Origin of the sequence: Rugamonas rubra (assembly GCF_900114705.1) — a bacterium.
In the GTDB taxonomy this organism is placed as follows: domain Bacteria; phylum Pseudomonadota; class Gammaproteobacteria; order Burkholderiales; family Burkholderiaceae_D; genus Rugamonas; species Rugamonas rubra.
The window spans coordinates 1-24,906 of the sequence record NZ_FOTW01000030.1; the positions used below are offsets into that span (position 1 = coordinate 1).

General features: G+C 66.1%; 26 protein-coding genes. 11 read left to right on the forward strand and 15 right to left on the reverse strand.

From position 1 onward, the window contains the following. The coding region (locus BM252_RS25675; RefSeq protein WP_174900688.1) for a transposase at nucleotides 1-332 on the forward strand (332 nt) is incomplete at its 5' end. Nucleotides 333-432: 100 nt separating this feature from the next. Here BM252_RS25675 and BM252_RS25680 read toward each other — a convergent pair. The 6 genes from BM252_RS25680 to BM252_RS25705 all read right to left on the reverse strand — a co-directional run bounded on the left by BM252_RS25680 (nucleotide 433) and on the right by BM252_RS25705 (nucleotide 8,313). Continuing rightward, nucleotides 433-1,209, reverse strand: coding sequence for a hypothetical protein (locus BM252_RS25680; RefSeq protein WP_093390519.1), 777 nt, complete (start codon nucleotides 1,207-1,209; stop codon nucleotides 433-435). Between the two features lie 162 nt (nucleotides 1,210-1,371). After that, nucleotides 1,372-2,730, reverse strand: coding sequence for an MBL fold metallo-hydrolase RNA specificity domain-containing protein (locus BM252_RS25685; protein WP_093390520.1), 1,359 nt, complete (start codon nucleotides 2,728-2,730; stop codon nucleotides 1,372-1,374). Nucleotides 2,731-2,894: 164 nt separating this feature from the next. Beyond that, nucleotides 2,895-3,728, reverse strand: coding sequence for a response regulator (locus BM252_RS25690; RefSeq protein ID WP_093390521.1), 834 nt, complete (start codon nucleotides 3,726-3,728; stop codon nucleotides 2,895-2,897). Between the two features lie 67 nt (nucleotides 3,729-3,795). After that, nucleotides 3,796-5,970, reverse strand: coding sequence for a PAS domain S-box protein (locus BM252_RS25695; RefSeq protein WP_093390576.1), 2,175 nt, complete (start codon nucleotides 5,968-5,970; stop codon nucleotides 3,796-3,798). Between the two features lie 184 nt (nucleotides 5,971-6,154). Then, nucleotides 6,155-6,910, reverse strand: a complete 756-nt coding sequence (locus BM252_RS25700) for a Crp/Fnr family transcriptional regulator (RefSeq protein WP_093390522.1) — start codon at nucleotides 6,908-6,910, stop codon at nucleotides 6,155-6,157. A 137-nt stretch (nucleotides 6,911-7,047) separates the two neighbouring features. Further along, nucleotides 7,048-8,313: a voltage-gated chloride channel family protein gene (locus tag BM252_RS25705; RefSeq protein WP_093390523.1), complete on the reverse strand. Its 1,266-nt coding sequence runs from the start codon at nucleotides 8,311-8,313 to the stop codon at nucleotides 7,048-7,050. 202 nt (nucleotides 8,314-8,515) lie between these two features. Between BM252_RS25705 and BM252_RS25710 the strand changes: the two genes are divergently transcribed. After that, nucleotides 8,516-9,553: a cation diffusion facilitator family transporter gene (locus tag BM252_RS25710; RefSeq protein ID WP_093390524.1), complete on the forward strand. Its 1,038-nt coding sequence runs from the start codon at nucleotides 8,516-8,518 to the stop codon at nucleotides 9,551-9,553. A 13-nt stretch (nucleotides 9,554-9,566) separates the two neighbouring features. Then, a complete protein-coding gene (locus tag BM252_RS25715) occupies nucleotides 9,567-12,128 on the forward strand; it encodes a cation-translocating P-type ATPase (RefSeq protein ID WP_093390525.1) in 2,562 nt (853 codons plus the stop codon). 156 nt (nucleotides 12,129-12,284) lie between these two features. Here the strand turns inward: BM252_RS25715 and BM252_RS25720 are convergent, their stop codons facing one another. After that, nucleotides 12,285-12,512 carry a hypothetical protein gene (locus BM252_RS25720; protein WP_093390526.1) on the reverse strand — a complete coding sequence of 76 codons (228 nt, stop codon included), beginning with the start codon at nucleotides 12,510-12,512 and terminating at the stop codon, nucleotides 12,285-12,287. A gap of 117 nt (nucleotides 12,513-12,629) precedes the next feature. Next, complete coding sequence (gene lplT, locus BM252_RS25725) at nucleotides 12,630-13,880, reverse strand: lysophospholipid transporter LplT (protein ID WP_093390527.1); 1,251 nt, start codon at nucleotides 13,878-13,880, stop codon at nucleotides 12,630-12,632. A 189-nt stretch (nucleotides 13,881-14,069) separates the two neighbouring features. On the opposite strand from lplT, the gene BM252_RS25730 reads away from it, so the two are divergent. Continuing rightward, nucleotides 14,070-15,029 (forward strand): polysaccharide deacetylase family protein, encoded by a 960-nt coding sequence (locus BM252_RS25730; protein WP_245774448.1) that lies wholly within the window; start codon nucleotides 14,070-14,072, stop codon nucleotides 15,027-15,029. Between the two features lie 63 nt (nucleotides 15,030-15,092). Further along, a complete protein-coding gene (locus BM252_RS30515) occupies nucleotides 15,093-15,629 on the forward strand; it encodes a hypothetical protein (protein WP_139236750.1) in 537 nt (178 codons plus the stop codon). A 22-nt stretch (nucleotides 15,630-15,651) separates the two neighbouring features. Here the strand turns inward: BM252_RS30515 and BM252_RS30520 are convergent, their stop codons facing one another. Then, complete coding sequence (locus BM252_RS30520) at nucleotides 15,652-15,861, reverse strand: hypothetical protein (RefSeq protein ID WP_139236751.1); 210 nt, start codon at nucleotides 15,859-15,861, stop codon at nucleotides 15,652-15,654. 332 nt (nucleotides 15,862-16,193) lie between these two features. On the opposite strand from BM252_RS30520, the gene BM252_RS25735 reads away from it, so the two are divergent. Then, nucleotides 16,194-16,406 (forward strand): DUF4287 domain-containing protein, encoded by a 213-nt coding sequence (locus tag BM252_RS25735; RefSeq protein ID WP_093390528.1) that lies wholly within the window; start codon nucleotides 16,194-16,196, stop codon nucleotides 16,404-16,406. Nucleotides 16,407-16,672: 266 nt separating this feature from the next. Beyond that, complete coding sequence (locus tag BM252_RS25740; RefSeq protein WP_245774449.1) at nucleotides 16,673-17,494, forward strand: APH(3') family aminoglycoside O-phosphotransferase; 822 nt, start codon at nucleotides 16,673-16,675, stop codon at nucleotides 17,492-17,494. A gap of 72 nt (nucleotides 17,495-17,566) precedes the next feature. On the opposite strand, the gene BM252_RS25745 is transcribed toward BM252_RS25740, so the two are convergent. Continuing rightward, on the reverse strand, nucleotides 17,567-18,103 hold the full coding sequence (locus BM252_RS25745) for a TetR/AcrR family transcriptional regulator (protein WP_093390530.1): 537 nt from the start codon (nucleotides 18,101-18,103) through the stop codon (nucleotides 17,567-17,569). Between the two features lie 152 nt (nucleotides 18,104-18,255). Here BM252_RS25745 and BM252_RS25750 point away from each other — a divergent pair, with 152 nt between their 5' ends. After that, entirely contained in the window at nucleotides 18,256-18,630 is a 375-nt protein-coding gene (locus BM252_RS25750; protein WP_139236752.1) for a DUF6463 family protein, read from the forward strand. Between the two features lie 55 nt (nucleotides 18,631-18,685). On the opposite strand, the gene BM252_RS25755 is transcribed toward BM252_RS25750, so the two are convergent. Further along, the gene (locus tag BM252_RS25755; protein WP_093390532.1) at nucleotides 18,686-19,057 is read right to left on the reverse strand and encodes a VOC family protein; all 372 of its coding nucleotides are present in this window, start codon (nucleotides 19,055-19,057) and stop codon (nucleotides 18,686-18,688) included. A gap of 102 nt (nucleotides 19,058-19,159) precedes the next feature. On the opposite strand from BM252_RS25755, the gene BM252_RS25760 reads away from it, so the two are divergent. Together BM252_RS25760 and BM252_RS25765 are read left to right on the forward strand one after the other, a co-directional pair. After that, complete coding sequence (locus BM252_RS25760) at nucleotides 19,160-19,393, forward strand: hypothetical protein (protein ID WP_174900690.1); 234 nt, start codon at nucleotides 19,160-19,162, stop codon at nucleotides 19,391-19,393. Nucleotides 19,394-19,491: 98 nt separating this feature from the next. Next, a complete protein-coding gene (locus tag BM252_RS25765; RefSeq protein WP_093390533.1) occupies nucleotides 19,492-20,787 on the forward strand; it encodes a glycerate kinase type-2 family protein in 1,296 nt (431 codons plus the stop codon). 27 nt (nucleotides 20,788-20,814) lie between these two features. Here the strand turns inward: BM252_RS25765 and BM252_RS25770 are convergent, their stop codons facing one another. The 4 genes from BM252_RS25770 to BM252_RS25785 all read right to left on the reverse strand — a co-directional run bounded on the left by BM252_RS25770 (nucleotide 20,815) and on the right by BM252_RS25785 (nucleotide 24,146). Beyond that, the gene (locus BM252_RS25770) at nucleotides 20,815-21,387 is read right to left on the reverse strand and encodes a Yip1 family protein (protein ID WP_093390534.1); all 573 of its coding nucleotides are present in this window, start codon (nucleotides 21,385-21,387) and stop codon (nucleotides 20,815-20,817) included. 165 nt (nucleotides 21,388-21,552) lie between these two features. Continuing rightward, nucleotides 21,553-22,131 carry an NnrU family protein gene (locus tag BM252_RS25775; protein WP_093390535.1) on the reverse strand — a complete coding sequence of 193 codons (579 nt, stop codon included), beginning with the start codon at nucleotides 22,129-22,131 and terminating at the stop codon, nucleotides 21,553-21,555. 179 nt (nucleotides 22,132-22,310) lie between these two features. Beyond that, nucleotides 22,311-22,559 (reverse strand): hypothetical protein, encoded by a 249-nt coding sequence (locus tag BM252_RS25780; RefSeq protein WP_093390536.1) that lies wholly within the window; start codon nucleotides 22,557-22,559, stop codon nucleotides 22,311-22,313. A 141-nt stretch (nucleotides 22,560-22,700) separates the two neighbouring features. Next, on the reverse strand, nucleotides 22,701-24,146 hold the full coding sequence (locus tag BM252_RS25785; RefSeq protein ID WP_093390537.1) for a M20/M25/M40 family metallo-hydrolase: 1,446 nt from the start codon (nucleotides 24,144-24,146) through the stop codon (nucleotides 22,701-22,703). 197 nt (nucleotides 24,147-24,343) lie between these two features. On the opposite strand from BM252_RS25785, the gene BM252_RS25790 reads away from it, so the two are divergent. After that, on the forward strand, nucleotides 24,344-24,898 hold the full coding sequence (locus BM252_RS25790) for a GNAT family N-acetyltransferase (RefSeq protein ID WP_093390538.1): 555 nt from the start codon (nucleotides 24,344-24,346) through the stop codon (nucleotides 24,896-24,898). Nucleotides 24,899-24,906: the final 8 nt, after the last annotated feature.

Genomic DNA, 24,906 nt, shown 5'->3' on the forward strand with positions numbered 1-24,906 from the left:
TCTTGTCCGACGGGCTGCTGGGTTTCGAAGTGCTCGAAAAGCTGGGCTATACGCATAAGGTGGTGCTGGCGCCGCGCGGTAAGGCGGGCACGGAGATCGAGCCGTTCAAATGGCTCAACGTCTTGTTGGGGAACCTGAAAACGGCCCTGTCCGGGACGCACCACGCGTTTAAATTCCCGAAGTATGCCAGGCGATACCTCGCCGAGGTCCAGTATCGCTTCAACCGCCGCGCCGACATGGCCGCCATGGTGCCGCGACTGGCGGTCGCGCTGGCGCAGACGAGGCCGTGCCCGAAATGGATGGTGCTGGGAAAGGCTGACGTAAGAACATAATCAGGCATCCCCAAGTGGCGCCCTGCAATCCGCAAGTTCGCCTTTACTCCCGGACCTCAATTCAGCAAGGGCGCCGCCATTCGTTCAGAGTGCATCTAAATCAGTCTGCTTCTACCACGCCCTCGCCTTTCATCAAGGTGGCTGCGAGATCAACCGCATTGCGTTCCGCAGCACCGAATCTATCCTCCGGTGCATGCCGCTCTTCGTGTTCAGTGCTCATGTGCTCAATGACATTCAATATCAACACTAGGTGCAGAGCAAAGGCGCGGCGCGCCAGATTCTTGTCGAATGCCGGAAAGTAGCGCGCACCAGCCGTAAATTCCGGCAAATCCAAACCGCTGACATCCAGTCTGGTCACACTTCGCACGACATCGTGCTTCGAGACATGGGCAGCAGCAGACAGATCGCCGTGAATTCTTCTCAACGACGCTTCCAAAACCTTAACGTTCGCGGCTTCGCCGTCCTTGCGTTTGCCTTGCGAAATTAGCGTTAGTTGTGCCACGGTCTCCGATTCCTGCCGAAGGAGTGTCAAGGCCTGCAAATACCGCCCGTCCGCGATGGCGTCCTCACAAAGACCCATGCCGATCACGAACGACGCGAAGAGCGCAGTACGTTCCTCCCCCACTTGCGACGCTTCCACCATCTTTCCATCCACCCGCAAAATTGCATCAGCTAGTACACCCGTCAGCAGCATATGAGCTTCCGTAAGACGCCCGTAGGCCTGCATAGACTGCTCCCGCACGCGCGCTCCGTAAACTTGCTGCACCGCACGGATGGTAGCGAAGGGTTCAAGCAGCTGCTGTGCGCATGCCGCCAGTCGTTGCTCAAAGTCAGACTGCGCATCAATTGGGTCTGCGGCTCCCTTTGGTTCCGGCATGGTCTCTCCGATTAGATTAGGGGTAGAACACTCGACAATCAACATACGAAATGGGTTGCTTCAGCGCTGCGCACTCCGGTCATCTCCATAGCGACGGCATAGTTGACGGCATACCACCGTAACACAACCTACCCGGCCGGCAGCCGCACCTTGCCCCGCCATCTAGGGCAGCTCGACCACCTCGGCGTAGTCGGGCACGTGGCAGTCCCAGTGCAGCTGTTCCTCGATGCGGTGGCGCAAGGCGTCGGCCGCCGCCGGCTCGCCGTGGGTGATGAAGACGCGCTTGGGCGCCAGGCCGGCGCCGCCCAGCCATTCGAGCATCTCGTCGGCGTCGGCATGGGCCGACAGGTTGTCGATCTGGCGCACCTCGGCGCGCACCTGCACGTACTCGCCGTGGATCTTGATCTCGCCGGCGCCGCCTATCATCGCCGCGCCGCGCGTGCCGCCGGCCTGGAAGCCGGCGAACAGGATGGTGTTGCGGTGGTCGCCGGCGAAGGCCTTCAGGTGGTGCAGCACGCGCCCGCCGGTGGCCATGCCGCTGGCGGCGATGATCACCATCGGCATCTGGCGCCGGTTCAGCGCGATCGACTCCTCGACGCTGTTGACGATCTTGGCGGCGTGGCACATCGCCTCGCACCCGGCGCGCGACAGGCGGTGGTCGGCGCGGTGCTTCTGGTACAGCGCGGTGGCGTCGACCGCCATCGGGCTGTTCAGGTAGACCGGCAGCAGGCCGGGGATCTCGCCGCGCCGCTTCAACTGGTCGATCAGGTACAGCAGGGTCTGGGCGCGGCCGACGGCGAACGAGGGGATCACCGTCACGCCGCCGCGCGCCGCCGTGTCGCGCACCACCTGGCCGAGCAGCACAAGCGGGTCGGCCGGGTCGTGGCGGCGGTCGCCGTAGGTCGATTCGAGCACCAGGTAGTCGCTCGGCCGCAGCGGGGTCGGCGCCACCATGATCGGATCGCGCAGCCGGCCGACGTCGCCGGAGAAGCTGATGCTGCTGGTCGGCCCCTGCACGCGCAGCGAGGCGGCGCCGAGGATGTGGCCGGCCAGCGCCAGCTCGCAGCGCAGCTCGCCGATCTCGAACGGCGCGCCGAAGGGCTGCGGCGCGAAGAAGTCGAGGGCGCGCTCGGCGTCGCGCTCGCCGTACAGCGGCAGCGCCGGCTTGTGCTTCGAGTAGTTGTGGCGGTTGGCGTACTCGGCCTCCTCCTCGAGCAGGCGGCCGCTGTCGGGCAGCAGGATCTTGCACAGGTCGAAGGTCGCCTCGCTGCAGTAGATCTTGCCACGGAAGCCGTCGCGCACCAGCAGCGGCAGGTAGCCGCTGTGGTCGAGGTGGGCGTGGGTCAGCACCACGGCGTCGATCTCGGCCGGCGCCACCGGCAGCTCGGCCCAGTTGCGCAGGCGCAGCTGCTTGTAGCCCTGGAACAGGCCGCAGTCGACCAGGATCTTCACCGCGCCCGAGCGCAGCAGGTATTTGGAGCCGGTCACCGTGCCGGTGGCGCCGAGGAAGGTCAGGTTCATGGCGGAGTCTTTCGATGCACAGGCGGCCGCGACCCTGCCGGAACGGCGGCGCGCGCCAGCCTGTCCTAGGCAATATGCGTGTTTTGCCTAATGAAAACTTTGCGCTAGATCAAATTCGCCGCGCGGCGCGGCCCGGGCCGGCTGCCCGGCGCGGCCGGGCCGGCTCAGCCGTCGGCGCGCATGCGCGCGCTGACGTCCATGCCGATGCCGCGATAGCCGACGAAGCGGCTGCTGGCGTCGAACATCGGCTCGCCGCTGACCTGCAGATGGCGCACGCGGCCGTCGGCGCCGGTGCGGCGGTAGACGAAGTCGAGGAAGGGCCGCCGCTCGGCCAGGTTGGCGGCCAGTTGGGCGCGCTCGGCCGGGTCCCAGCCGGCCTCGGCCAGCGCGGCGGCGCCGGCGCCGTCGTCCGGGCCGGCCAGGCCGAGCATCTCGGCGGCCGGGCCGGAGCAGCGCGTCAGGCGGCCCTCGGCGTCCTGCTCCCAGTACCAGTCGGAGGACAGCTCGGTGAAGCGCTGGAAGCGCGCCTCGCTCTCGCGCAGCTCGGCGGTGCGCTCCAGCACCGTGGCCTCCAACTGCTGGTTGTAGCGCTCCAGCTTCTGGTACAGCAGGCGCACCTCGAGCAGGTTGCGGATGCGCGTCTCGACCTCGACCAGCTCGAAGGGCTTGCCGACGAAGTCCTTGGCGCCGGCCTGCAGCGCGCGCAGCTTGTGGCCCGGCTGGGCGGTGATCACCAGCACCGGCACGTAGCCGTCCGGCTCGATGTCCTTCAAGGCGGCCAGCACCTCGAAGCCGTCCATGCCCGGCATTTGCAGGTCGAGCAGGATCAGGTCGTAGTGCTGCTCGCGGTGCAGCCCGGCGACGCTGAACGGGTCCATCGTCGTGGTGACGCGGCGGTAGCCGCCGTTGCGCAGCATCTGCTCGAGCAGCATGACGTTGGCCTCCTGGTCGTCGACCACCAGGATGTTGGCGTTGAGTAGTTCGCTTGCGTTGATCATGGCCGTGCTTCCTAAATTACGTGTGCCGCCGGCGTCGCCGCCGCCGGGTTGGCGCTGTGCGCGCCGTTCAATGCTCTTCCTCGAGCATGCCGTTGGCGGCGGCGTGGTGCAGCGCCAGGTCGAGCGCGTCCATGAACTCCTGCACCTTGATCGGCTTGGTCAGGTAGCGGAAGAAGCCGGCCTCGATGCCCTTCTCGATGTCGCGCGGCACCGCGTTGGCCGACAGCGCCAGCACCGGGATGTGCTTGGTGTTCGGGTCGTCCTGCAGGATCTTCAGGCAGCCGTAGCCGCTGATGCCGGGCAGGTTGATGTCCATCAGGATCACGTCCGGGTGGTAGGTGCGCGCCAGCTGGATGCCCAGGTGGCCGTCGATGGCGGTGAGCAGGCGCAGGTCGGCGCGGCGGGCGATCAGCTGCTCGACCAGGCTCAGGTTGGCCGGGTTGTCCTCCACGTACAGCAGGGTGCGCGGCGCCGTCTCGGCCTGCGCCAGGGCCGCCTCGGCGGCGTGGCCGTGGCCGCCGATCAGCGCCGGCGCCTCGGTCGCCTCCAGCTCGATCCAGAAGGTGGTGCCGACGCCGATCGCGCTGTCGACGCCGATCGCGCCGCCCATCAGCTCGACGAGCTGCTTGGTCACCACCAGGCCGATGCCGGTGCCCTCCTCGGCGCTGTCCTCCTGGCCCAGGCGGTTGAAGGGCTGGAACAGCTGGCCCAGTTGCTCGGCGCTGAGGCCGGCGCCGGTGTCGCGCACGCTGACGCGCAGCCGACCGTTGGCGGCGGCGGCGCAGTCCACCGTCACGGTGCCGCCGCTGCGGTTGTACTTGATGGCGTTCGACAGCAGGTTGATCATCACCTGCTTGACCCGGGTGCGGTCGGCGTGCACGTGCATCGCCCGGGCGAAATGCGGGAACACCATCTGGATGCCGCGCTTGTGCGCCTGCGGCTCGATCATCGCCTTGCAGTCGGCCATCACCTCGCTGAGCGACATCGACTCCTGCGACATGGTGATCTTGCCCGACTCGATCATCGCCAGGTCGAGGATCTCGTTGATCAGGCGCAGCAGATACCAGCCGCCCTTGAGGATCTGGTCGAGCGAGCGCTGTTGCGGCAGGCTGGGCGCCGGCTTCTCCGAGGCCATCAGCTGGGCGAAACCGAGCACCGCGTTGAGCGGCGTGCGCAGCTCGTGGCTCATGCTCGAGAGGAACTCGGACTTGGCCAGGTTGGCCTTCTCGGCGGCGGCGCGGGCGCCCTCGAGCTCGACGTTGGTCTCCTGCAGCGCGTGCTCGAACTGCTTGCGCTCGGTGACGTCGCGCGCGGCGGCGAACACGCCCTGCAGGTTGCGGTTGCGGTCGTGGAAGGTGGTGGCGTTGTACGACACCACGGTCTGCTTGCCGTCGCGCGCCTGCGCGGTCAGCTCGTAGTTGGTCACCTTGCCCTCGCGCAGCACGCGGGTGATCGCCGCCTCGGCCCGTTGCGGCTCGGTGAAGTAGTCCTTGAACGGGGCGCCGATCAACTCGTCGCGGCTGCAGCCGGTCAGCGCCTCCATCTGCTGGTTGACGTCGCTGATGATGCCGCGCGGGTCGGTCGTCATCAAGGCGTCGATGTTCGACTCGATCAGCGAGCGGGTGTAGAACTGCTGGTCGCGCAGGCGCTGGTCGAGCAGGGCCTGCTCGGCCTCGACCTGCTTGCGCGCCGTGTTGTCGGTGCCGATCAGCAGGTAGCCGATGACCTTGTCGTCGGCGTCGCGCAGCGCGCTGACCGAGACGATGGCCGGGAAGCGGGTGCCGTCCTTGCGGATGTAGGTCAGCTCGTAGATGTCCTCGATGCCGCGCGAGGCCTTGAACACCAGCGCCTCGAAGCCGGGCGTGATCGGCGTGTTGAACTCGGCGCTGAGCGCGGCGGCGCGGGCGATCAGCTCCTCCGAGTCGGAGATGCCGGCCGGCGTCACCAGGTTGAGCACCTCGGCCGCCAGGTAGCCCAGCATGCGCTCGGCGCCGACGTTGAAGATCTGGATCACGCCCTGGGCGTCGGTGGCGATGCTGGAGAAGTTGGCGCTGTTGAAGATGGCGCGCTGCAGCGCGTCGGCCTTGAGCAGCGGCTGCTGGCCGAACAGCACCGCGCCGCGGCGGCGTATCATCCAGCGCACCCGGGCGTACAGGGCGAGCAGGCCGAGCACCAGCACCAGCGCCGTGCCGGCCGCCACGCGCAACGCCGTCTCCGGCGCCAGCGCGCCGCCCACGCCCATCGCGCCGACCAGCAGGGCCACCAGCACCAGCGTCGCCAGGGTGGCGCCGAAACCGGTCAGCAGCAACCGTTCGGCCGGGGTTTTCTGTTCCACATACATAGATTCTTACCTTGCGCAATCGTACTCAGAGCGTCAACCTCGGCCCAGACAAGGTGCGGCAGCGCCGCCGTACAAAAATCCGCCGTTACAAGGGGCTGCCGGCGCCCAGCGCCGCCGGCCCGCCGCGCTGGCGCACGTCCGACAGCAGGCGGGCGAACTCCTTGCGCACCACCTGGTAGCATTCGCACACGTCGGCCTCGAGGCCGGCGCGGTCGATCACGCTGATGTGGCCGCGCCGGTAGCTGATGTAGCCGTAGCCCTGCAGCCGGCCGGCCGCCTCGGTGACGCCCTCGCGGCGCACGCCGAGCATGCTGGCGATCAGTTCCTGGGTCATGGTCAGCTCGCCGGCCGGCAGCCGGTCCAGCGTCAACAGCAGCCAACGGCACAGCTGCTGCTCGACGCTGTGGTGGCGGTTGCACACGGCGGTCTGCGCCGTCTGCGTCAACAGCGCCTGGGTGTAGCGCAGCAGCAGGCGCATCACCGGGCCGGCGCGGTTGAACTCCTCGACCAGGATATGCGCCTTCATGCGGTAGCCGTGGCCGCCGGTCTGCACCACGGCGCGGCTCGGCGTGCTCTCGCCGCCCATGAACAGCGACACGCCCAGCACGCCCTCGTTGCCGACGCCGGCGATCTCCGACGAGCTGCCGTTCTCCAGCACATAGTGCAGCGAGACGATGGCGGTGGTGGGGAAGTAGACATGGCTGAGCTTGCCGCCGGACTCGTACAGCACGTCGCCCAGGCGCATCGCCACCGGCTCCAGATGGGGCGCCAGACGGTCGAAGTCGGCGTCGAGCAGGGCCGAGAGCAGGTGGTTTTGGTTGGGGTCGCTGGGACTGGCCATGGCGGAGCTTCCTGGTTCCAGTCGTCAGCTAGGCGGGTGTCGGGGATGGCCGAACGATGGCCACCCGTACAGGGTAACACAGGCCCACGGCGCACGCCGCACGCCAGGATGACGCCGCCTGCGCCGCCCTCGCCGCCTCAGCCGGCGCCCGGCGGCGGCCCGGGCGGCGGCGGCCGCTGCCGGTGGTGCTTGCCCGGCCCCACCCGCTGGGCGTGGTAGATGCCGCTATGGCCGGAAAACAGGTAGGCCACCACGCAGGCCAGCGCCGCGAACGGCCCGATCTGCGGCCCGAACAGCTCGATGGCCATGATGGTCGAGGCCAGCGGCGTGTTGGCGGCGCCGGCGAACACGGCGACAAAGCCCAGCCCGGCCAGCAGCGCGAACGGCAGGTGCAGCAGCGGCGCCAGCGCGTTGCCCAGGGTGGCGCCGAGGTAGAACAGCGGCGTCACCTCGCCGCCCTTGAAGCCGCTGCCCAGCGAGGCGACGGTGAAGACGAACTTGCCGGCCCAGTCCCACGGCGCCAGCGGCCGGGCGAAGGCCTCGACGATCACCGGAATGCCCAGGCCGATGTAGCGCGTGCCGAGCAGCCAGACCGCCAGCGCGATCACACAACCGCCCAGCAGCGGGCGCAGCGGCGCGTAGGCGATGCGCCGCTTCATGAAGGCCGAGGCGGCGTGGGTGCTCCGGGCGAAGGCCATGCCGGCCAGGCCGAACAGCGCGCCGGCCGCCAGCACCGCCGCCACGTTGAGCAGCGTCAGCGGCGGCGCCGCCTGCAGCGCGTAATGGGTGTGGCGCACGCCCCAGGCCATGCCGACCTGGTCGGCGGCGATGGCCGCCACCATGCAAGGAAAGATGGCGTCGTAGCGCAGCCGGCCGATGGCCAGCACCTCCAGGCCGAAGATGGCGCCGGCCAGCGGCGTGCCGAACACCGAGGCGAAGCCGGCGCTGATGCCGGCCATCAGCAGAATGCGGCGGTCCTCGTGGCGAAGGCCGAACACGTGGGTCAGCTGGTCGGCCAGCGCGCCACCCATCTGCACGGCGGTGCCCTCGCGGCCCACCGAGGCGCCGAACAGGTGCGACACCACGGTGCCGGCCAGGACCAGCGGCGCCAGGCGCAGCGGCACCACGCGCTTCGGGTCGTGGATCTCGTCGATCAGCAGGTTGTTGCCGGCCTCGACCGAGCGGCCCAGCTTCAAATACACCCAGCCGACGGCGAAACCGGCCAGCGGCAGCAGCCAGATCAGCCAGGCGTGCGCCTCGCGGTAGCGCGTCGCCTGGTCGAGGGCGAACAGGAAGAAGGCCGAGGCGCTGCCGCTGAGCGCGGCGACCAGGCCGGCGATGAGGCACCACTTGCCCACATAGGGCAGCAGGGCGAGCGGTTCGGGCAGTCGGGGAAGGTTCATGGCGCCGGTGGTGAGCGGGGGTGAGCGTGAAGAGGCCTGCACAACGGGCGATGCGCGCGGACGGACAGTGGCTGCCATGCTAGCAAAAAAGTGCACCGGCGGCAATTGAGCGGGCGCCGTGGCGCTGTTCAGCGCCGCCGCCGTCCGCTATGCTACGCTGTGGCCAGCGCCCGCCTCCACATCACCACGAGAACCAGCACACATGCAATTCGACGACCTGCACGACGACCCCGAAGACAGCCTGCACAGCGCCGAGGAACGCGCCAGCGCGGCCAACCGCAGCACCTGGGTCAGCGTCGCCGTCAACCTGGTGCTGAGCACCATCCAGATCGCCGTCGGCGTGTTCGCCCGCTCGCAGGGTTTGATCGCCGACGGCATCCACTCTCTGTCCGACCTGGTGGCCGACTTCGTCGTGCTGTTCGCCGGCCACCACGCCCGCAAGGACGCCGACCAGAACCACCCCTACGGCCACCAGCGCTTCGAGACCGCCGCCTCGCTGGCGCTCGGCCTGCTGCTGCTGGCCGTCGGCGTCGGCATGCTGTGGTCGGCCGTGCTCAAGCTGCAACACCCGGCCAGCGTGCCCGAGGTGCACGCCGTCGCCCTGTGGGTGGCCGGCGCCGCCCTGCTGGCCAAGGAGACGCTGTTCCGCTACATGCTGGCGGTGGCCAAGCGCATCAAGTCGAGCATGTTGGTGGCCAACGCCTGGCACGCCCGCTCGGACGCCGCCTCCTCGCTGGTGGTCGGCCTGGGCATTGTCGGCAACCTGGCCGGCTATCCGATCTTCGACCCGATCGCCGCGCTCATCGTCGGCTGCATGATCGCCCGCATGGGCTGGCAGTTCAGCTGGGACGCGCTGCACGACCTGATGGACCGCGCCGTCGACGATGAGGAGGTCGAGGCGATCCGTCGCACCCTGGTCGACACGCCGGGAGTGAGCGGCGTGCACGACGTGCGCACCCGCAAAATGGGCGACATGATCGTGGTCGACGCCCACATCGAGGTCGACGCCCTGCTGACCGTGGAGGCCGGCCACGACATCGCCGTCGAGGCGCGCCAGCGCGTGCTGCAGCGCCACCGCGTGCTCAACCTGATGACCCACGTCGACCCGTGGCGCCGGCCCGACCTGGACCATGGCGGCGCGGCCGGCGCCGCCAACGAGACGAGCGGCGGCGGCGGCGGCGGCGGCGGCGGCGGCGGCGGCGGCGTGGCCGCTGCTGCGGCACCAACGCCGCTCATCTGACCGGAAGGCTGCCATGCCGCCCGACGCCACCGACCAACAAGGCCTGAGCCCGGCCGAGGCGGCGCGCCGTTTGGCGGCCGACGGCCCCAACGAACTGCCGCAGTCGCGCCCGCGCAGCGCCCTGCGCCAGCTGCGCGGCGTGCTCGCCGAGCCGATGTTCCTGCTGCTGGTGGCCTGCGGCGGGATCTACATGGTGCTGGGCGACCGCGCCGAGGCGCTGATGCTGCTCGGCTTCGTCTTCATCGTCATGGCCATCAGCTTCGTCCAGCAGCGCCGCAGCGAACGCTCGCTCGACGCGCTGCGCGACCTGTCCAGCCCGCGCGCGCTGGTGCTGCGCGACGGCGTGGCGCAGCGCATCGCCGGCCGCGAGCTGGTCGAGGGCGACATCGTGCTGCTGGCCGAGGGCGACCGCGTGCCGGCCGACATGGCCCTGCTCGACGCCTCCAACCTGACCATCGACGAATCGATGCTGACCGGCGAATCGCTGCCGGTGGCCAAACAACTCCCCCTCGCCGACGACAACACCGCCCTGCCCGCCACGGCCGCCATGGTGGCATCGCCCGCCGTCTACGCCTACGCCGGCACGCTGGTCACGCAGGGCATGGCGCGCGGCCGCGTCAGCGCCACCGGCGAGCGCAGCGCGCTGGGCCAGATCGGCAAGTCGCTGGCCGCGCTGGGCGGCGAGCAAACCCCGACCCAGCTGCAAACGGCGCAGATCGTGCGCCGCGTCGCCGCCATCGGCCTGGCGCTGGCCGCAGCGCTGGCGCTGGGCTGGTGGGCACTGCTGGGCGACTGGCTCAACGGCCTGCTGGCCGGCCTGACGTTGGCCATGGCCATCCTGCCGGAGGAGCTGCCGGTGGTGCTGACGCTGTTCCTCGGCCTGGGCGCCTGGCGCCTGTCGCGTGAAAAAGTCCTGGCCCGCAGCATCCCGGCGGTCGAGCTGCTCGGCGCCACCACCGTGCTGTGCGTCGACAAGACCGGCACGCTGACCGCCAACCGCATGGCGGTGCGCCGCCTGTGCTCCGAGCAGGCCGCCTACGATTGCGCCGCCGACGCCGCCGCGCCGCTGCAGGAGGAGCTGCACGGCGTGCTGGAATACGCCGTGCTGGCCAGCCACCGCCGCGCCTACGACCCGATGGAGTCGGCCATCGGCGACGCCGGCCAACGCCTGCTGGCCAACACCGAACACCTGCACGCCGACTGGACGCTGGTCAACGACTACCCGCTGTCGCGCGAGATGCTGGCCATGTCGCGCGTCTGGCAGTCGCCCGACCGGCGCGAGCTGATGATCGCCGCCAAGGGCGCGCCCGAGGCCGTGGTCGACCTGTGCCACATGGACGAGGCCCGCGCCGCCGCCATCGCCGCCCAGGTGGAGGCGCTGGCGCGCGACGGCCTGCGCGTGCTCGGCGTGGCCTGCGCCACCTTCAGCGCCAGCGAGCTGCCCGGCAACCAGCACGACTTCGACTTCGACTTCCTCGGCCTGGTCGCGCTGGAGGATCCGATCCGCCCCGATGTGCCGCGCGCCATCGCCGAATGCCGCGCCGCCGGCATCCGCGTGGTGATGATCACCGGCGACCACCCCGCCACCGCGCTGTCGATCGCCCGCCAGGCCGGCCTGCCGGTCGACGGCGCGGCCATGACCGGCGCCGAGCTGGCCGGCCTCGACGACGCCACCCTGCGCGCCCGCCTGCCCAACACGCAGGTGTTCTGCCGCGTCCAGCCGGAGCAGAAGTTGCGCCTGGTGCAGGCCTTCCGCGCCGCCGGCGAGGTGGTGGCGATGACCGGCGACGGCGTCAACGACGCCCCGGCGCTGAAAGCCGCGCATATCGGCGTGGCCATGGGCGCGCACGGCACCGACGTGGCGCGCGAGGCCGCCGCGCTGGTGCTGCTCAACGACGACTTCTCCTCGCTGGTGACGGCGGTGCGCTACGGCCGCCGCGTCTTCGCCAACCTGCGCAAGGCCATCGTCTTCGTGGTGGCGGTGCACGTGCCGATCGTCGGCCTGTCGCTGCTGCCGCTGCTGTTGGGCTGGCCGATGCTGCTGATGCCGGTGCACATACTGTTCCTGCAGCTGATCATCGACCCGGCCTGCTCGGTGGTGTTCGAGGCCGAGGAGATCGAGGCCGGCGCCATGGCGGCGCCGCCGCGCCCGCCCGAGGCGCGCCTGTTCGACCGCGCCGTGCTGGTGCGCGGGCTGTGGCAGGGCGGCGGCCTGCTGGCCACCTTGGTCGGGGTGTACGCGCTGGCGCGCTGGGACAGCGGCAGCGACCAGGTGGCGCGCGCGCTGGCCTTTAGCGTGCTGGTGTTGTCGAACCTTGGACTGATCCAGGCCAACCGCGTGTGGGGACGCGGCGCCGGTTGGGGCCGTGGCGGCCAGGCCGGCCGCTACTTCGGCGCCATCGCGCTGGCCACCTGCGCGCTGCTGGCGGCCGCGCTGGGCCTGCCGGCGCTGGGCCAGTTGTTCGGTTTCGTGCGTCCCGATGCCGCGCTGCTGCTGGCCGGCGCCGCCGTGGTCGGCCTCAACCTGCTGTGGTTCGAGGCCGTCAAACGGGTCTTAACACGTGCGGCAACGTAGCGCCCAATGCGTCGACGCAACGAGGAACACGCCGGCGACAACGAGTCGCATGTTTCTTACCCCGCACGTCGATACGCCACGGGGTCAGACCCCGTACGGGGTCTGACCCCTTTGCTTGCGGGGTAAGGCCGGCGTCGCAGATAAGCTTGACGAACCCTAGTTGATGCGCTTCAGGCGCTGGCCGTGGATACCCCACAAGCAATCCTCGCCTTCATAGTTGGCGGAGATGGCCCAGCCCGTGCCGACCTTCTGCACGCCGGTCTCGCACTCGATTTCCTTGGCCAGTTTCTGGCCCCAGCCCTCGGCGGCGCCGCGGCCTTTGAACAGTTCTTTGTCGTTGAAGATAACGGTGGCGTCGAAGACGGGTACGGCGAATATGGTCATGATGCTAATTCCTGATGATTGGTGAAAGCGACGGCCCGGGCCGTCAGCGCCGCATTGTGCCACAAGGCAGGCGAGCGGACGCGGCTCGGCGCCCCGGACTGGCGGCGCCATCGCGTATTATAAATTGAGCTCGCGGTTGCAGGCAGGCTTGGTGGCGGCGTGGCGCAGCATGATCAGCCCCATGCTGGCGGCGACAAAGCCGCCGAAGATCAGGATGGTGGTGTTGAGGCCGATGTTCATGCGCAGCATCATCGCGTACAAGGCCATCACCGCCAGGATCGACAGGTTCTCGTTGAAGTTCTGCACCGCCACCGAGTGGCCGGCGCTCATCAGCTTGTAGCCGCGATGCTGCAACAGCGCGTTCATCGGCACCACGAAGAAGCCGGCCAGGCCGCCGATGACGATCAACAGCGGCGCCGCCATCCAGGCCGTGTGCACCACCGTCATCAACATCACCACGCCGCCCATCAGCATGCCCAGCCACAGCACCGACAGCGAACGGCGCAGCGTGACGTAACGCGCCGCCAGCACCGCGCCGCCGGCCACGCCGAAGGCGAACACGCCCTGCAGCAGCGCCGCCTTGTCCAGCCCCAGGCCCAGCGTCTCCTGGCCCCAGCGCAGCAGAATGTATTGCAGCGCCGTGCCGGCGCCCCAGAACAAGGTCGTCACCGCCAGCGACAACTGGCCCAGCTTGTCGCGCCACAGCACGCCGCTGCAACGCCAAAAGTCGGCGATCAACTGGCCGGCGCGGGTCGACTGCTTGGCGTAGCGCACCTCGGTGTCGGCGATGCCCAGATTAAACAACGCGGCCAGACAGTAGACACCGACGATCACGCACAGCGCCGCCTCGCCCGGCGTATCGATGCTGGTGGTAATGAAGGGGAAGTCGAAACTCAGCAGGAAGGACGACACCGCCGCGTTGGCCGACAGCGCGCCGCCCAACACCACGCCGAAAATGGTCGAGCTGATCGTCAGGCCCTCGATCCAGCCGTTGGCCGCCACCAGTTGCTCGGGCGGCAGCAGCTCGGTCAAAATGCCGTACTTGGCCGGCGAATACGCCGCCGCGCCCAGCCCGACAATGCCGTAGGCCAGCACCGGATGCAATTGGAAGAAGATGGTGGCGCAACCGCCGATCTTAATCAGGTTGGTCATGAACATGACCTTGCCCTTTGGGAAGGAATCGGCGAAGGCGCCGACAAAGGCGCCCAGCAACACATAAGACAAGACGAAGGACCACTTCAACATCGGCGTCATCCATTCAGGCGCCTTGAGCAGCGTTAGAAAGCCGACACAGGCGATGAACAAGGCGTTGTCGGCCAGCGAGGAAAAGAACTGCGCCGCCATGATGGTGTAAAAGCCTTTTTTCAAACCAGGTCTCCGAATCTCTTTTGAGATTGCATTTATATCATAAGAGTTGCTCAGAACGATAGAATTTGCCCAGCCGGCGACGGCCAAAGCCTCTGCCGCCGTATAAAATTTTGCCTGAAAAACAAGACTCGCCGTCGTGGAAATTTTTCCTGTGCAATAATTGGTCTTCCAAAACGAGCAATATTGCACATGATGAAATCACACGCGCAGCAAACCCTCCGCCGCCTCCGCGCCGCCGCCCTGGGCATCGGCCTGACCATCGGCCTGGCTGCCGCTCCGCTGGCGCTGGCGCAATCGCTCGCCTTCACCTTCGACGACGGTCCCAACCTGGCCGACACCCCGCGCCTGACGCCGCAGCAGCGCAACGACGCCATGCTCGCCGCCTTGGCCAAGCACAAGGTGCAGGCCGCACTGTTCGTCACCGCCGGTTTCGGCGCCGACAAGCCGGCCGGCTACGCCCTGGCCAAGGCCTGGGGCCAGGCCGGCCACGCCATCGGCAACCACACGATGAGCCATCCGGACCTGCACAACGCCAAGCTCAGCCTGGCGCAGTACCAGCAAGAAATCCTCGACTGCGACGCCATCATCAAGACCCTGCCCGGCTACCAGAAATGGTATCGCTACACCTTCCTGCGCGAGGGCAACACCCCGGAGAAGCGCGACGGCATGCGCGCCTTCCTACAACAGCAAGGCTACCGCAACGCCTACGTCAGCCTGGACACCAGCGACTGGCGCCTCGACGAGAAGCTGCAGGAGGTGCTGACAAAAAATCCGCAAGCCGACCTGGCGCCGATCAAGCAAGCCTACCTGGCCCACGTGCGCCAGCGCGCCCTCGCCTACCGCGCCCTGTCGCAGCAATTGCAGGGCCGCGACATCGCCCAGGTGATGCTGATGCACCACAACCTGATCAACGCCCTGTGGCTGGACGACGTGATCGCCCAGTTCAAGCAGATGGGCTGGACCATCACCACCCCGGCGGCGGCCTTCGCCGACCCGGTCTACCAGTTGGTGCCCGAGCGCACCGCCCCGGGACAGAGTTTGCTGCTGTCGATGGGCCGCACCCTCGGCCTGGGCAAGTTCCCCGGCGGCGAACGCTTGGTCGATGATGGCGACGCGGAGATTGAGGCCCTGAAGGCACAGGGGCTGTGAATACAGGGGGGGGGGCGGCAAACCGATGTCTCCCCAATTTACTCAACGGAGAAATGAAAATACATGAGTAAATATTCTAATGTGCGCAGTATTTTTGCGCTCATCCTGCTTTCTTCTTTTTTAACCATTTCATCAGCATCTAACACGCAGGATCTCGAAAAACGGTTATCCATTTCCCTTTCATTAAAAAAAGGCACAACCGAAAGAGTTGGAGATTCAAGAGAAACCATTCGATCATACATGAAGGAAGGTTTCGTCAATAGGAAGCCAAATCAAAGAGCCGACTATACGGACTATTACATCTTGAAAAAGCCTGCAATGTTCATGGGGCACGAACTGATTGTGATCGAAGAAGAATATATTTCAAGGTATATCGGGTGCTGTGTTAGCCCTGGGATGGGTGTGACTGTAAAGATATCTAGCAGCTCGAAAAAATTTGAGAATTTCGCAGCCAGAAATAAATGCACGTTCACAAATAACGTAAATATTCAGGCGGAATTGGAAAGCGTCAACATCAAAACCAAATTTCCTCGCGCCCAATATGCATCGTTAAGTTGCCGCGAGCGTGATGCCAGCCGGCAAGTACAGCTCAGTCGTTAAATTGGATCGAAAAGGGCCCAACCTAGGGAACGTTGGCAAACATCGCCAGATACACCGCCAAGTCACGTTCGCTTATCGCCAGCTCTCCCATGTGGGAAAAACCAATGACCGCATAATAGAGAAATCGGGCGAGTGCCGCCGCGTCTGCCAGTATGACTGGCCTCAGTTCAGCAGATTTGCAAACGTTAGGGATACGATGCCCCCACCTGCCACCGGACATTTCGCGCTTCATCGGCGACGCCATCCCGCAACGTCATGCGGCCGCCGAGTTTCCTTGTTCAGGTCATAGATTTCATCGAGGAAACGAGTATTTCTCCTCAAGACTTCCGCGACGCCCTACTCGTCCACGAGCTATAGCATAACGTGCGAGGCCGATGTACTGCGCTGGCTTTCGCCGCCGATTTTGACTGACGCGGGAAGCAGAATAAGTTAAAGTTCTACGACCGACCGGGTCCGGGAAGTTGCAACCAGACACGCATCATGTCCAAAGCCGGAGTGGGCGTCAAAACCAAGTACCAAAAAATTTTAATTCAACCCAATTTTGAAACGAGGAGCTCGATACCCATGGCCGATAGCGAAAAATTAAAAGGACCAGCTTCGTACTTTCCTTCAATTGAAAAAACGTATGGATACGCAGTCACACATTGGCTGAGTCTTCTAGAAACAATGAGTGGAAAGAAGCACATGGAAATGGTCGCTTGGCTCAAAAACGACCACAAAATTGGGCATGGGCACGCTAACGCACTTGTCGCCTATTACTTGAGTCAACAGTCATAAATCGATCAGGAACGGCCATTTTATACTCCGTGCATTTTGTGCCAGCATAAATTTTTTACCAAATAAAAAATATAGGCGAACCACAAATTTATTTGGAAAATATGACTGAGGCGCTCGAGCGTTTAAACGCTGGCGAAGAGTATTTATCCGTCCACCTGGAAGACTTAAATCGATTTGCCCTAGCTGTTTAGTTGCCGAGAGCGCGACGCCAACCGATAACTATAGCTCGGTCGTTGGTTTTGAGCGGTAGAAACAACAAGATACGTTTGTATTTGATCGAATTAGCAAATCCGCAATCCATAGGGGACGCGATGCCATTCCACCTGCCACCGGAGATCTCCCGCTTCATCGGCGACGCGCCCCTACGACGTGATGCGGTCGGCGAATCCCCTTGTCCGGTCAATAGATTTCAGCGCGGAAACGATGTGTTTTTCCTCAAGACTTCCGCGCCGCAATACGCGCCCACCAGCTACAGCGTGGCGCGCGAGGCCGACGTATTGCGCTGGCTTTCCGGGCGGCTGAGAGTGCCGGAGCTCGTCTGCGTCGCGCGGCACGAGGGCTATGAACACATGATTACCCGTACCGTGCCCGGTGTTCCCCTGTCCTTGCTCGTGGCGAATGACCGCGCTGTGAGCGACCTCTTCCTTGAGGCCGTGCGCCTGGTGCAGTCCGTCCCTGTCGCCGACTGCCCTTTCGACTCCAGCACGTCGGTGCGCCTGCGCGAGTTGGATTATCTGCTGGGTAAAGACCTCGTCGCGGACGACTACGATCTGCTGCAATGGCCGGGACTGGCCACGCCCCCAGACCTCCAGGCGCGCCTGAAGGCCACGGTTCCGCCCGAGGACTTGGTGTTCTCCCATGGCGATCTGGGCGACATCAATGTGTTTGTCGATGCCCGCGAGGAGCTGTATTTTATCGACCTTGGGCGTGGCGGACGTGCCGACCGCTGGTTGGACATCACTTTCATCCACCGCAACCTTCGCGAGGAAGTATCGGCAAGCGCCGCTGCGGATTTTCTTGCTAGGCTAGGGCTGCCCGACGCTCCGGCGAAACGCGAGTTCTTTGAGCAGCTGGACGAGTTATTCTAATCGGGGTTTCGCGTCGCCTCCCGCAGCCCGGACCATGCGCTACCGGCGCTTGGACGAGCCGGTGAGACCGGCCTAGGGAACCTTAAGCAACATCGCCAGATACAGCGCCACGTCCCGTTCGCTAGTGGCCTGCCGTCCCGTGTGGGAATACCCAATGACCGCATAATATAAAAATTGGGCGAGTGCCGCCGCGTCGTCCACCGGCCAGCCTATCTCGTGCAGCAGCTCCGTTACATAGGAAAGCCGGCCCTGGTCCACGCGATTCTGCACCTGCGCGACATGCTCGTCAGTCAGCGCCCAAGCCCGGATCGCACAGCCCAAATCCGATCTCTGCCCAAACGTCGTTCCCAGCAAAAATTGCAATCTCGTCCGCGCATCGGTACCGACGCCGTTCGCCTGCTGCATCACGTCGAGCGTGTATTTCCCCTCCCACGCTCGCAGGACCTCCGTTTTATATGCCTGCAAATCTGAAAAATGCCAGTAAAAACTCCCCTTCGTCACACCCAGGTGCTGCGCTATGCCCATCACTTTGAGAGACTGCGGCCCTTCCTCGGCTAGCTTGCCAAGGCCCGCGTCGATCCATGCTTGTCGGTTCAATCGTTCATCCATGGCACAACCATACCTCAAGGTATTGACAAAATCAATAGCGCGCGACTACCATAGCTCCATACTCTAGGGTATGGATAGGTGGGTTCGACAAATCCAGCACGCCGCACCCTCGGTCCATGCGCTAGTCCGTGTTGCCTACTGTGGAGAATGAAATGGAATGGAATTGGAAAACAATGGTCCCGTGGGGAATAACCATTCTTGGGATTCTTCATATAGGAATGGGAGTCGTCCGCTTCTGGCAGCCGTTTGCCGCCGCGCTGCAGGACGGTTTTATTGGTGCCTTTTCCACCAATGACACACGTCGCGTCGCGGCATGGTTCACCTTGTTCGGACCTGGCATCATCGTATGCGGGCATCTGGCGATACGCGCCGCTGCGGTATCGGATCTCGAGACACTAAGAATCATCGGTTTTTACTTATCCGCCACCGCCTTGTTTGGCGTGGCGGTCTTTCCCTACTCGCCGATCTGGGCGCTGCTGATATTATCATCCGCACTCGTTGCGATTGGATATGGTCGGCTCGCATGAGCATGGCGTAGTCAGGGAATTCATTCCAAACACTACGATGCCAGCTGCGTCAACATCAATCCAACGGGCATACGCGGATAACGTGGCCGTCGGGGTCTTCGGCGAGGAAGGTCAGACCGAAGACTTCCGTGTATGGCTCGCGGGTGATGTTAATGTCCGGGTTCTGCCGCCATACCTCGAAGAGGCTCTGCACGTCTTTTCCGGTTGGCAGCATTATGCCGATCTCGGAAAACCTCGGCGCGTTGACATCGGGGCTTGCGCCGCCAGTCCAAATGCCAAATAGGGCCTCGCCCCCCGCCGAAAACGCCACGTAGCGGGGGCTGGCGAATATGGGCTCCGCGTCAAAGATGGTCTTGTAAAAGGCTGTCGAACGTTCGATATCAGATACGTAGACCAGCTGAAGATTTGGTTTTGGTGACAGTGCCATTGTGCAACTCCTATGTGGTTTTACCGAATATGCGGATCAGCTATGCGAAGTATGTGACCCGGCGTATTTTGATAATGCCATATGATTGTATTTTAGTAAATCATGCAATGCTTACAATTTCGATTTTGTCAGATCGCCGGCTTCATCAGCCCCTTTTTGGTTGGCTCGATCAAGGACAAGAACGGCAGCACCGACCTGGCACTGTATATACTCTCCGCTGTGCTGTTCCTCGGCGCCGTGCTGGTGATGCGCATGCCGGACAAGATCGGCGACCGCCAGCACGCCGCTGGCGTACGCCAGCCGAGTAACCTGGGCAGCCCCCCCCCCAAGACCTAGGGGTCTGACCCCATCCGGGGTCAGACCCCGACCGTGGCGGATCGGCGTGCGGGGTAGTTGGGTAATCGTTTAACCGCAACACGTTGAGAGTCGCAAACATGTCCACTCCCCCCCCGCCGCGCCAACTGCTGCAGGCGATGTTCCACGCCGCCATCGAGGCGGCGCAGCCGGCCCATTGCGTGCCGCCCCACCTGCCGGCGCCGCCGCGCGGCCGCCTGGTCGTCATCGGCGCCGGCAAGGCCTCGGCGGCGATGGCGCGCGCCGTCGAGGACAACTGGCCCGGCCCGCTGTCCGGCCTGGTGGTGACCCGCTACGGCTACAAGGTGCCGTGCCAGCGCATCACCATCGTCGAGGCGGCCCATCCGGTGCCGGACGCCGCCGGCATGGACGCGGCGCAGCGCATCCTCGCCCTGGTCGGCGGCCTGAGCGCCGACGACACCGTGCTCTGCCTGATCTCCGGCGGCGGCTCGGCCCTGCTGGCCCTGCCGCTGCCCGGCGTCACGCTGGAGGACAAGCAGGCGCTCAACCGCGCGCTGCTCAAGTCCGGCGCCAGCATCGGCGAGATGAACTGCGTGCGGCGCCACCTGTCCGCCGTCAAGGGCGGCCGGCTGGCCGCCGCCTGCCATCCTGCCAAGGTGGTCACGCTGTTGATTTCCGACGTGCCGGGCGACCGGCCGGGCGACATCGCCTCCGGTCCCACCGTGGGCGACGCCAGCACCTGCGACGACGCGCTGGCCATCGTGCGGCGCTACGGCATCGCGCTGCCGGAGCGCATCCGCGCCGTGCTCGAGAGCGGACGCGGCGAGTCCGTCAAGCCGGGCGACGCCCGCCTGGCCAACACCACCACGCAGCTGATCGCCACGCCGCAGATGGCGCTGGAGGCGGCGGCGCAGGTGGCGCGCGCGGCCGGCGTCACGCCACACATCCTCGGCGACAGCATCGAAGGGGAGGCGCGCGACGTCGGCAAGGTCATGGCCGGCATCGCGCTCCAGGTGGCGCAGCGCGGCCAGCCGTTCGCGCCGCCGTGCGTGCTGCTGTCCGGCGGCGAGACCACGGTGACGGTGCGCGGCGACGGCCGGGGCGGCCGCAATGTCGAGTTCCTGCTCGCGCTGGGCGTGGCGCTCGACGGCCAAGCGGCCATCCACGCGCTGGCCGGCGACACCGACGGCGTCGACGGCCTGGAGGAGATCGCCGGCGCCTACCTGGCGCCGGACACGCTGCAACGCGCCTGGGCGCAGGGACTGCGGCCCAAGGACAGCCTGGACAACAACGACGGCCACGGCTTCTTCCAGGCGCTCGGCGATTCGATCGTCACCGGGCCGACGCTGACCAACGTCAACGACTTCCGCGCCATTTTCATTAGCGATACGGCCAGCGGCAGCGCGCCGACATAGAGCTCGGCGGCGGCAGCGGCGGCGGCGTCAGCCGTTCATCAGTTGCAGCACCACGGCGGCGCACAGCGCCACCCACATCAGCGCACCGCCGGCGAAGACCTCGGCGGCGATCGCCTGCGCCTCCAGCTCCTCGCCGGTGCGCAGGAAGCTGTCGCAACCACGGAACAGCAGGCAGCCGCCCAGCACCATGCCGAGGCAGAGGATGGCGATACTCGGCCACAAGCTGGGAATGGCCAAGCCGAAGGCGGACAGCCACATCGGGATCGCCGTCACGGCTGCCAGCAGGAAGGTGTCGCGGAAGCCGACCTTGATCTGGTGCGCCGACGCCACCTGCTTGATCAGCCATGCCACCAGCGGCACCGTCAACAACTCCATGACGAAGAAGACGATGGCCACCTCCTGCCAGCGCGCCGCCGACGCGGTGACCGGGTAGATGGCGCCGTGGTGGGCGCCGGCGTAGATCAGCATGGCCGGCGGTATCAATGAAAACGGCATGGTCAGGAAGAAGAAGGTTTCCAGCACCGAGGGGTGGGATTGGCGCAGGCTGACCCAACCGTCCAAGGAGGAGAACGGTAGCTTGAGGATGTGTAGCGGACTCATTTGGCTGATCCCTTATCGAAAGACTGGCTGTCCGATTTCGGCTGGAAAAGCATGCGGCCACACCGGCATATCCGGCCAGTTGCCACCGGGCGCGGGCGGAATGCCCGCTTAAAGTGGTATTTAAACTATATCATAAAGTTAAGGCAACACCACATCGGCGTTGGCTCAAGCGAACGGCCGCACGCCGATCAGCACGCCATGCAACCAGAAGGCGAACACGACAAAGGCGAGCAGGCCGACGGCGAGCGTCGCCAGGGTGCCGCCCAGCGTGCCGGCCGGATAGGTGGTGCCGGCGGCGCGGTCGCGCTGGCGCGCGGCGCGGAAGTCCAGCACCGCCCACAACAGGAAGGCGCCGAACAGCACCACGTCGGCCAGCATGCCGTTGGCCAGCAGGTGGCCGAAGGCCCACAGCTTGGTGCCCAGCACCATCAGATGGTGGACGGCGGCCTTGATGCGGTTGCGCGGCACGTAGGCGGCGGCCAGCAGCACGAAGAAGGCCAGCATGAACAGCGCGCTCAGGTGGCGCAGGAACACCGGCGGCTGCCACAGCTGCACCGGCTCCTGGCGCGCCAGGCCGAAGCCCCAGATGATCAGGCCGAAGCCGAGCAGCGACAGCAGGCTGATCACGCCCTTCCAGGCGGCCTCGCCCTGCCGGGCCAGTTGGCGCTGGCGCCAAGGCTCGGCGACAATGCGCACCGAGTGCGTGCCGAGGAAAAGAATCAAACCGAGTAGCAATATCGTCATCGAGCTGCCTTGCGAAGTGGATGGGGGCTGGGCTTGCGGACCCGGCGCGACGCGGACGCGGCGCCGGGGGGATGGCGTATGGTGGCACGGAAATGTTGTCAAAGCAATCTCGCGAGGGAAATCGCCCGGGCGGGGGCGGCACGGCCGGCCATGCGCGGCCGGGCCGGCCGTGCCACGTGTCAGGCCAGCCGCACCAGCGGATTGGCGATGATGTTGTCGATCTGGCGGATCGCCTCGTCGCAGGCGGCGGCGACGGCGTCGTCCTCGCTGTCGCGGATGAACTGCATGGTGGCGCCCTCGAACACGTCGACGCCGTCCGGCCCGGCGCGCTCGATGTCGCAGCTGGCGGTCCATTTGTCACCGCTGGTGGGCGCGGCGAACGGCACGATTTCCCAGCCCTTGTAGTGAATTTTCGATCCTTGATCCATCTGCTTCTCCTTGGCGGTGGCTAGTCAACTGCTGCCTTCGATGATACAGGATGCGGCGCCGTTTCCGCGCCCGCCTTGCCCGGGCCGGGTCACGAAAGCGCGGCAACGCCGGCCGAGTGCCGCCGGCCGCCAGGTTCGGCCCTAGTCCTGCTTGGGCGCGCGGCCGATCGGCTCGTCCATGTTGGCCAGATACCAGGTCAGCGAGGACAGCACCGCCACGTGCCGCTTCAGGTTCTGCGGGTCGACCTTGTCGAGCGTGTCGGCGGCCGTGTGGTGGTAGTGGAAGTAGCTGTGGCTGTCGACCAGCGGCTCGAAGCTGGGCACGCCGCCGGTCTCCAGCGCGTGCAGGTCGCCGGCGCCGAGCACGTCGCGGCGGGTGAAGGCGCTGGCGCCGATCGGCTGCAACGCCGCCTGCAAGGGCGCGAACAGCTTCTCCACGCGCGGGCCGACGCTGGCCAACACGCCGAACGGGCGGCCGGCGCCGGAGTCGCTCTCGATGGCGGCGAACTGCTTGTCCAGCCTGGCCTGGTGGGCGTCGAAATAGGCGGCGCCGCCACGGCCGCCGTTCTCCTCGTTCATCCAGGCGATCATGCGGATGGTGCGGCGCGGCTGCAGCTTGAGTTTTTTCAGCGTCTCGATGACGCCCATCGCGCCCATCACGCCGGCGCCGTCGTCGTTGGCGCCGGTGGCCAGGTCCCACGAGTCCAGGTGGCCGGAGACGATCACCACCTCGTCGGCCTTGTCGCTGCCCGGCAGGTCGGCGATGACGTTGAAGCTGTCGGCGTCGGCCAGGGTCTGCGGCGTCAAGGTCAGGTGCATGCTCAGCGGGCCGCGCGCGGCCAGTCGGCTCATCAGCATGGCGTCCTCGCTGGTGACGGCGGCGGCCGGGATGCGCGCGCCGTCGACCAAGCCGGTGGCGCCGGTGTGGGGAATGCGGAAGTCGGCGCCGCCGACCGAGCGCACCAGCGCGGCGGCCGCGCCCATCTGCGCCGCCAGCTTCGGTCCGTTGAAGCGGTAGTTCGAGCCGCGTCCGTAGGCCGGGCCGGCCAGGCCGCGTTCGGCCATTTCCTGGTCGAAGGCGACGTCGAACAGCACGATGCGGCCCTTGACCTCGGCGGCGCGCGCCTTCAGCTCGTCGAAGTCGCGCACCACCAGCACCGGCGCGGTCAGGCCGGCGGCCGGCGTGGCACCGGAACCGCCCAGCGCCGTCAGCACGACGCGCTGGCTGACACCGGCCGGACGGCCGCTGTAGTCGACCAACTCGGCCGTCTCGGCGCCGCGCACCCAGTGCGGCACCTTGACCGGTTGCAGGGTGACGGTCGCGCCCAGCTTGCGCAACGCCGCCGCCACCTGCTCGACCGCCGCCGCCGCGCCGGCCGAGCCGGACAGGCGCGGGCCGACCAGGTCGGTCAGGTCGGCCAGGCGCTGGTAGGCCCAGTCGCTCTGCATCGCCGTGTCGCGGATGCTGCCCAGGGTGGCGGCGTCGTTGGCCGGCGCGGCGGCGTGGGCGCCGGCGTTCAGCAGGCAGGTGATCAGGGCGGCCAGCACGGGCTGGCGCAACAGCGGCTTGTTCAACACAGGTTTCATGCGGATCCTTGACAAGAATGCGGGCGGGCGAAGTAGTTCGCCGGCGGTTTTTCCACCGACGAGGATGGTGCCGGATTGTTACGATAGCGCATTTGGCTATCTTGTGCAGAAACTTCTAAAAACGCAGGCACCGGCGCGTTTGATTTGTCGCCGCGACTGCATTACCATGGGTTTCCCTCCGCAGAAAGGAAGCGCATATGCTCAAGGGACCACTGTGCACCGTCCGCCACTTGCTGACCGCCGACCTGAACACCTTCATCGCCCTGGTCAACGACCTGCCCTCGCGCGGCGACCACTTCTCCAGCCACTTCAAGTCGCCCGAGCAGATGCGCAAGGAGTTCCTGCAGACCGGCTTCGTCACCGAGGACAGCGAATTGTTCGTCATCGAGGACCGCGCCCACCACATCGTCGGCGTCATCACCCACTTCAAGAGCCGCACGCCGATCTGCCGCGAGATCGGCTACCGCCTGTTCGACGCGGCGCTGGCCGGGCGCGGCTACGTCAGCGAGGCGACCCGGCTGCTGGTCGACCACCTGTTCCGCGTCTACCAGTACCACCGGCTCGAACTGCTGACCGCGCCGGAGAACATCGCCTCGGTGCGCGTCGCCGAAAAATGCGGCTTCCAGCCCGAGGGCCTGCTGCGCCAGGCCTTCTTCATCAACGGCCACTATTGCGACGTCAGCGTGCACAGCCTGCTGCGGCCCGAGTGGGAGCGCCTGCACGCACCGCTCAGCATGCTCGCCCGAATGTAAGAATATGT

Excerpts from the sequence above, each read along its gene's own strand:
- BM252_RS25680 (WP_093390519.1), bottom strand. The coding sequence starts at position 1,209 with ATGCCGGAACCAAAGGGAGCCGCAGACCCAATTGATGCGCAGTCTGAC.
- BM252_RS25685 (WP_093390520.1), bottom strand. The coding sequence starts at position 2,730 with ATGAACCTGACCTTCCTCGGCGCCACCGGCACGGTGACCGGCTCCAAA.
- BM252_RS25690 (WP_093390521.1), bottom strand. The coding sequence starts at position 3,728 with ATGATCAACGCAAGCGAACTACTCAACGCCAACATCCTGGTGGTCGAC.
- BM252_RS25695 (WP_093390576.1), bottom strand. The coding sequence starts at position 5,970 with ATGGGCGTGGGCGGCGCGCTGGCGCCGGAGACGGCGTTGCGCGTGGCG.
- BM252_RS25700 (WP_093390522.1), bottom strand. The coding sequence starts at position 6,910 with ATGGCCAGTCCCAGCGACCCCAACCAAAACCACCTGCTCTCGGCCCTG.
- BM252_RS25705 (WP_093390523.1), bottom strand. The coding sequence starts at position 8,313 with ATGAACCTTCCCCGACTGCCCGAACCGCTCGCCCTGCTGCCCTATGTG.
- BM252_RS25710 (WP_093390524.1), top strand. The coding sequence starts at position 8,516 with ATGCAATTCGACGACCTGCACGACGACCCCGAAGACAGCCTGCACAGC.
- BM252_RS25715 (WP_093390525.1), top strand. The coding sequence starts at position 9,567 with ATGCCGCCCGACGCCACCGACCAACAAGGCCTGAGCCCGGCCGAGGCG.
- BM252_RS25720 (WP_093390526.1), bottom strand. The coding sequence starts at position 12,512 with ATGACCATATTCGCCGTACCCGTCTTCGACGCCACCGTTATCTTCAAC.
- BM252_RS25730 (WP_245774448.1), top strand. The coding sequence starts at position 14,070 with ATGATGAAATCACACGCGCAGCAAACCCTCCGCCGCCTCCGCGCCGCC.
- BM252_RS30515 (WP_139236750.1), top strand. The coding sequence starts at position 15,093 with ATGAGTAAATATTCTAATGTGCGCAGTATTTTTGCGCTCATCCTGCTT.
- BM252_RS30520 (WP_139236751.1), bottom strand. The coding sequence starts at position 15,861 with ATGAAGCGCGAAATGTCCGGTGGCAGGTGGGGGCATCGTATCCCTAAC.
- BM252_RS25735 (WP_093390528.1), top strand. The coding sequence starts at position 16,194 with ATGGCCGATAGCGAAAAATTAAAAGGACCAGCTTCGTACTTTCCTTCA.
- BM252_RS25745 (WP_093390530.1), bottom strand. The coding sequence starts at position 18,103 with ATGGATGAACGATTGAACCGACAAGCATGGATCGACGCGGGCCTTGGC.
- BM252_RS25750 (WP_139236752.1), top strand. The coding sequence starts at position 18,256 with ATGGAATGGAATTGGAAAACAATGGTCCCGTGGGGAATAACCATTCTT.
- BM252_RS25755 (WP_093390532.1), bottom strand. The coding sequence starts at position 19,057 with ATGGCACTGTCACCAAAACCAAATCTTCAGCTGGTCTACGTATCTGAT.
- BM252_RS25760 (WP_174900690.1), top strand. The coding sequence starts at position 19,160 with ATGCAATGCTTACAATTTCGATTTTGTCAGATCGCCGGCTTCATCAGC.
- BM252_RS25765 (WP_093390533.1), top strand. The coding sequence starts at position 19,492 with ATGTCCACTCCCCCCCCGCCGCGCCAACTGCTGCAGGCGATGTTCCAC.
- BM252_RS25770 (WP_093390534.1), bottom strand. The coding sequence starts at position 21,387 with ATGAGTCCGCTACACATCCTCAAGCTACCGTTCTCCTCCTTGGACGGT.
- BM252_RS25775 (WP_093390535.1), bottom strand. The coding sequence starts at position 22,131 with ATGACGATATTGCTACTCGGTTTGATTCTTTTCCTCGGCACGCACTCG.
- BM252_RS25780 (WP_093390536.1), bottom strand. The coding sequence starts at position 22,559 with ATGGATCAAGGATCGAAAATTCACTACAAGGGCTGGGAAATCGTGCCG.
- BM252_RS25785 (WP_093390537.1), bottom strand. The coding sequence starts at position 24,146 with ATGAAACCTGTGTTGAACAAGCCGCTGTTGCGCCAGCCCGTGCTGGCC.
- BM252_RS25790 (WP_093390538.1), top strand. The coding sequence starts at position 24,344 with ATGCTCAAGGGACCACTGTGCACCGTCCGCCACTTGCTGACCGCCGAC.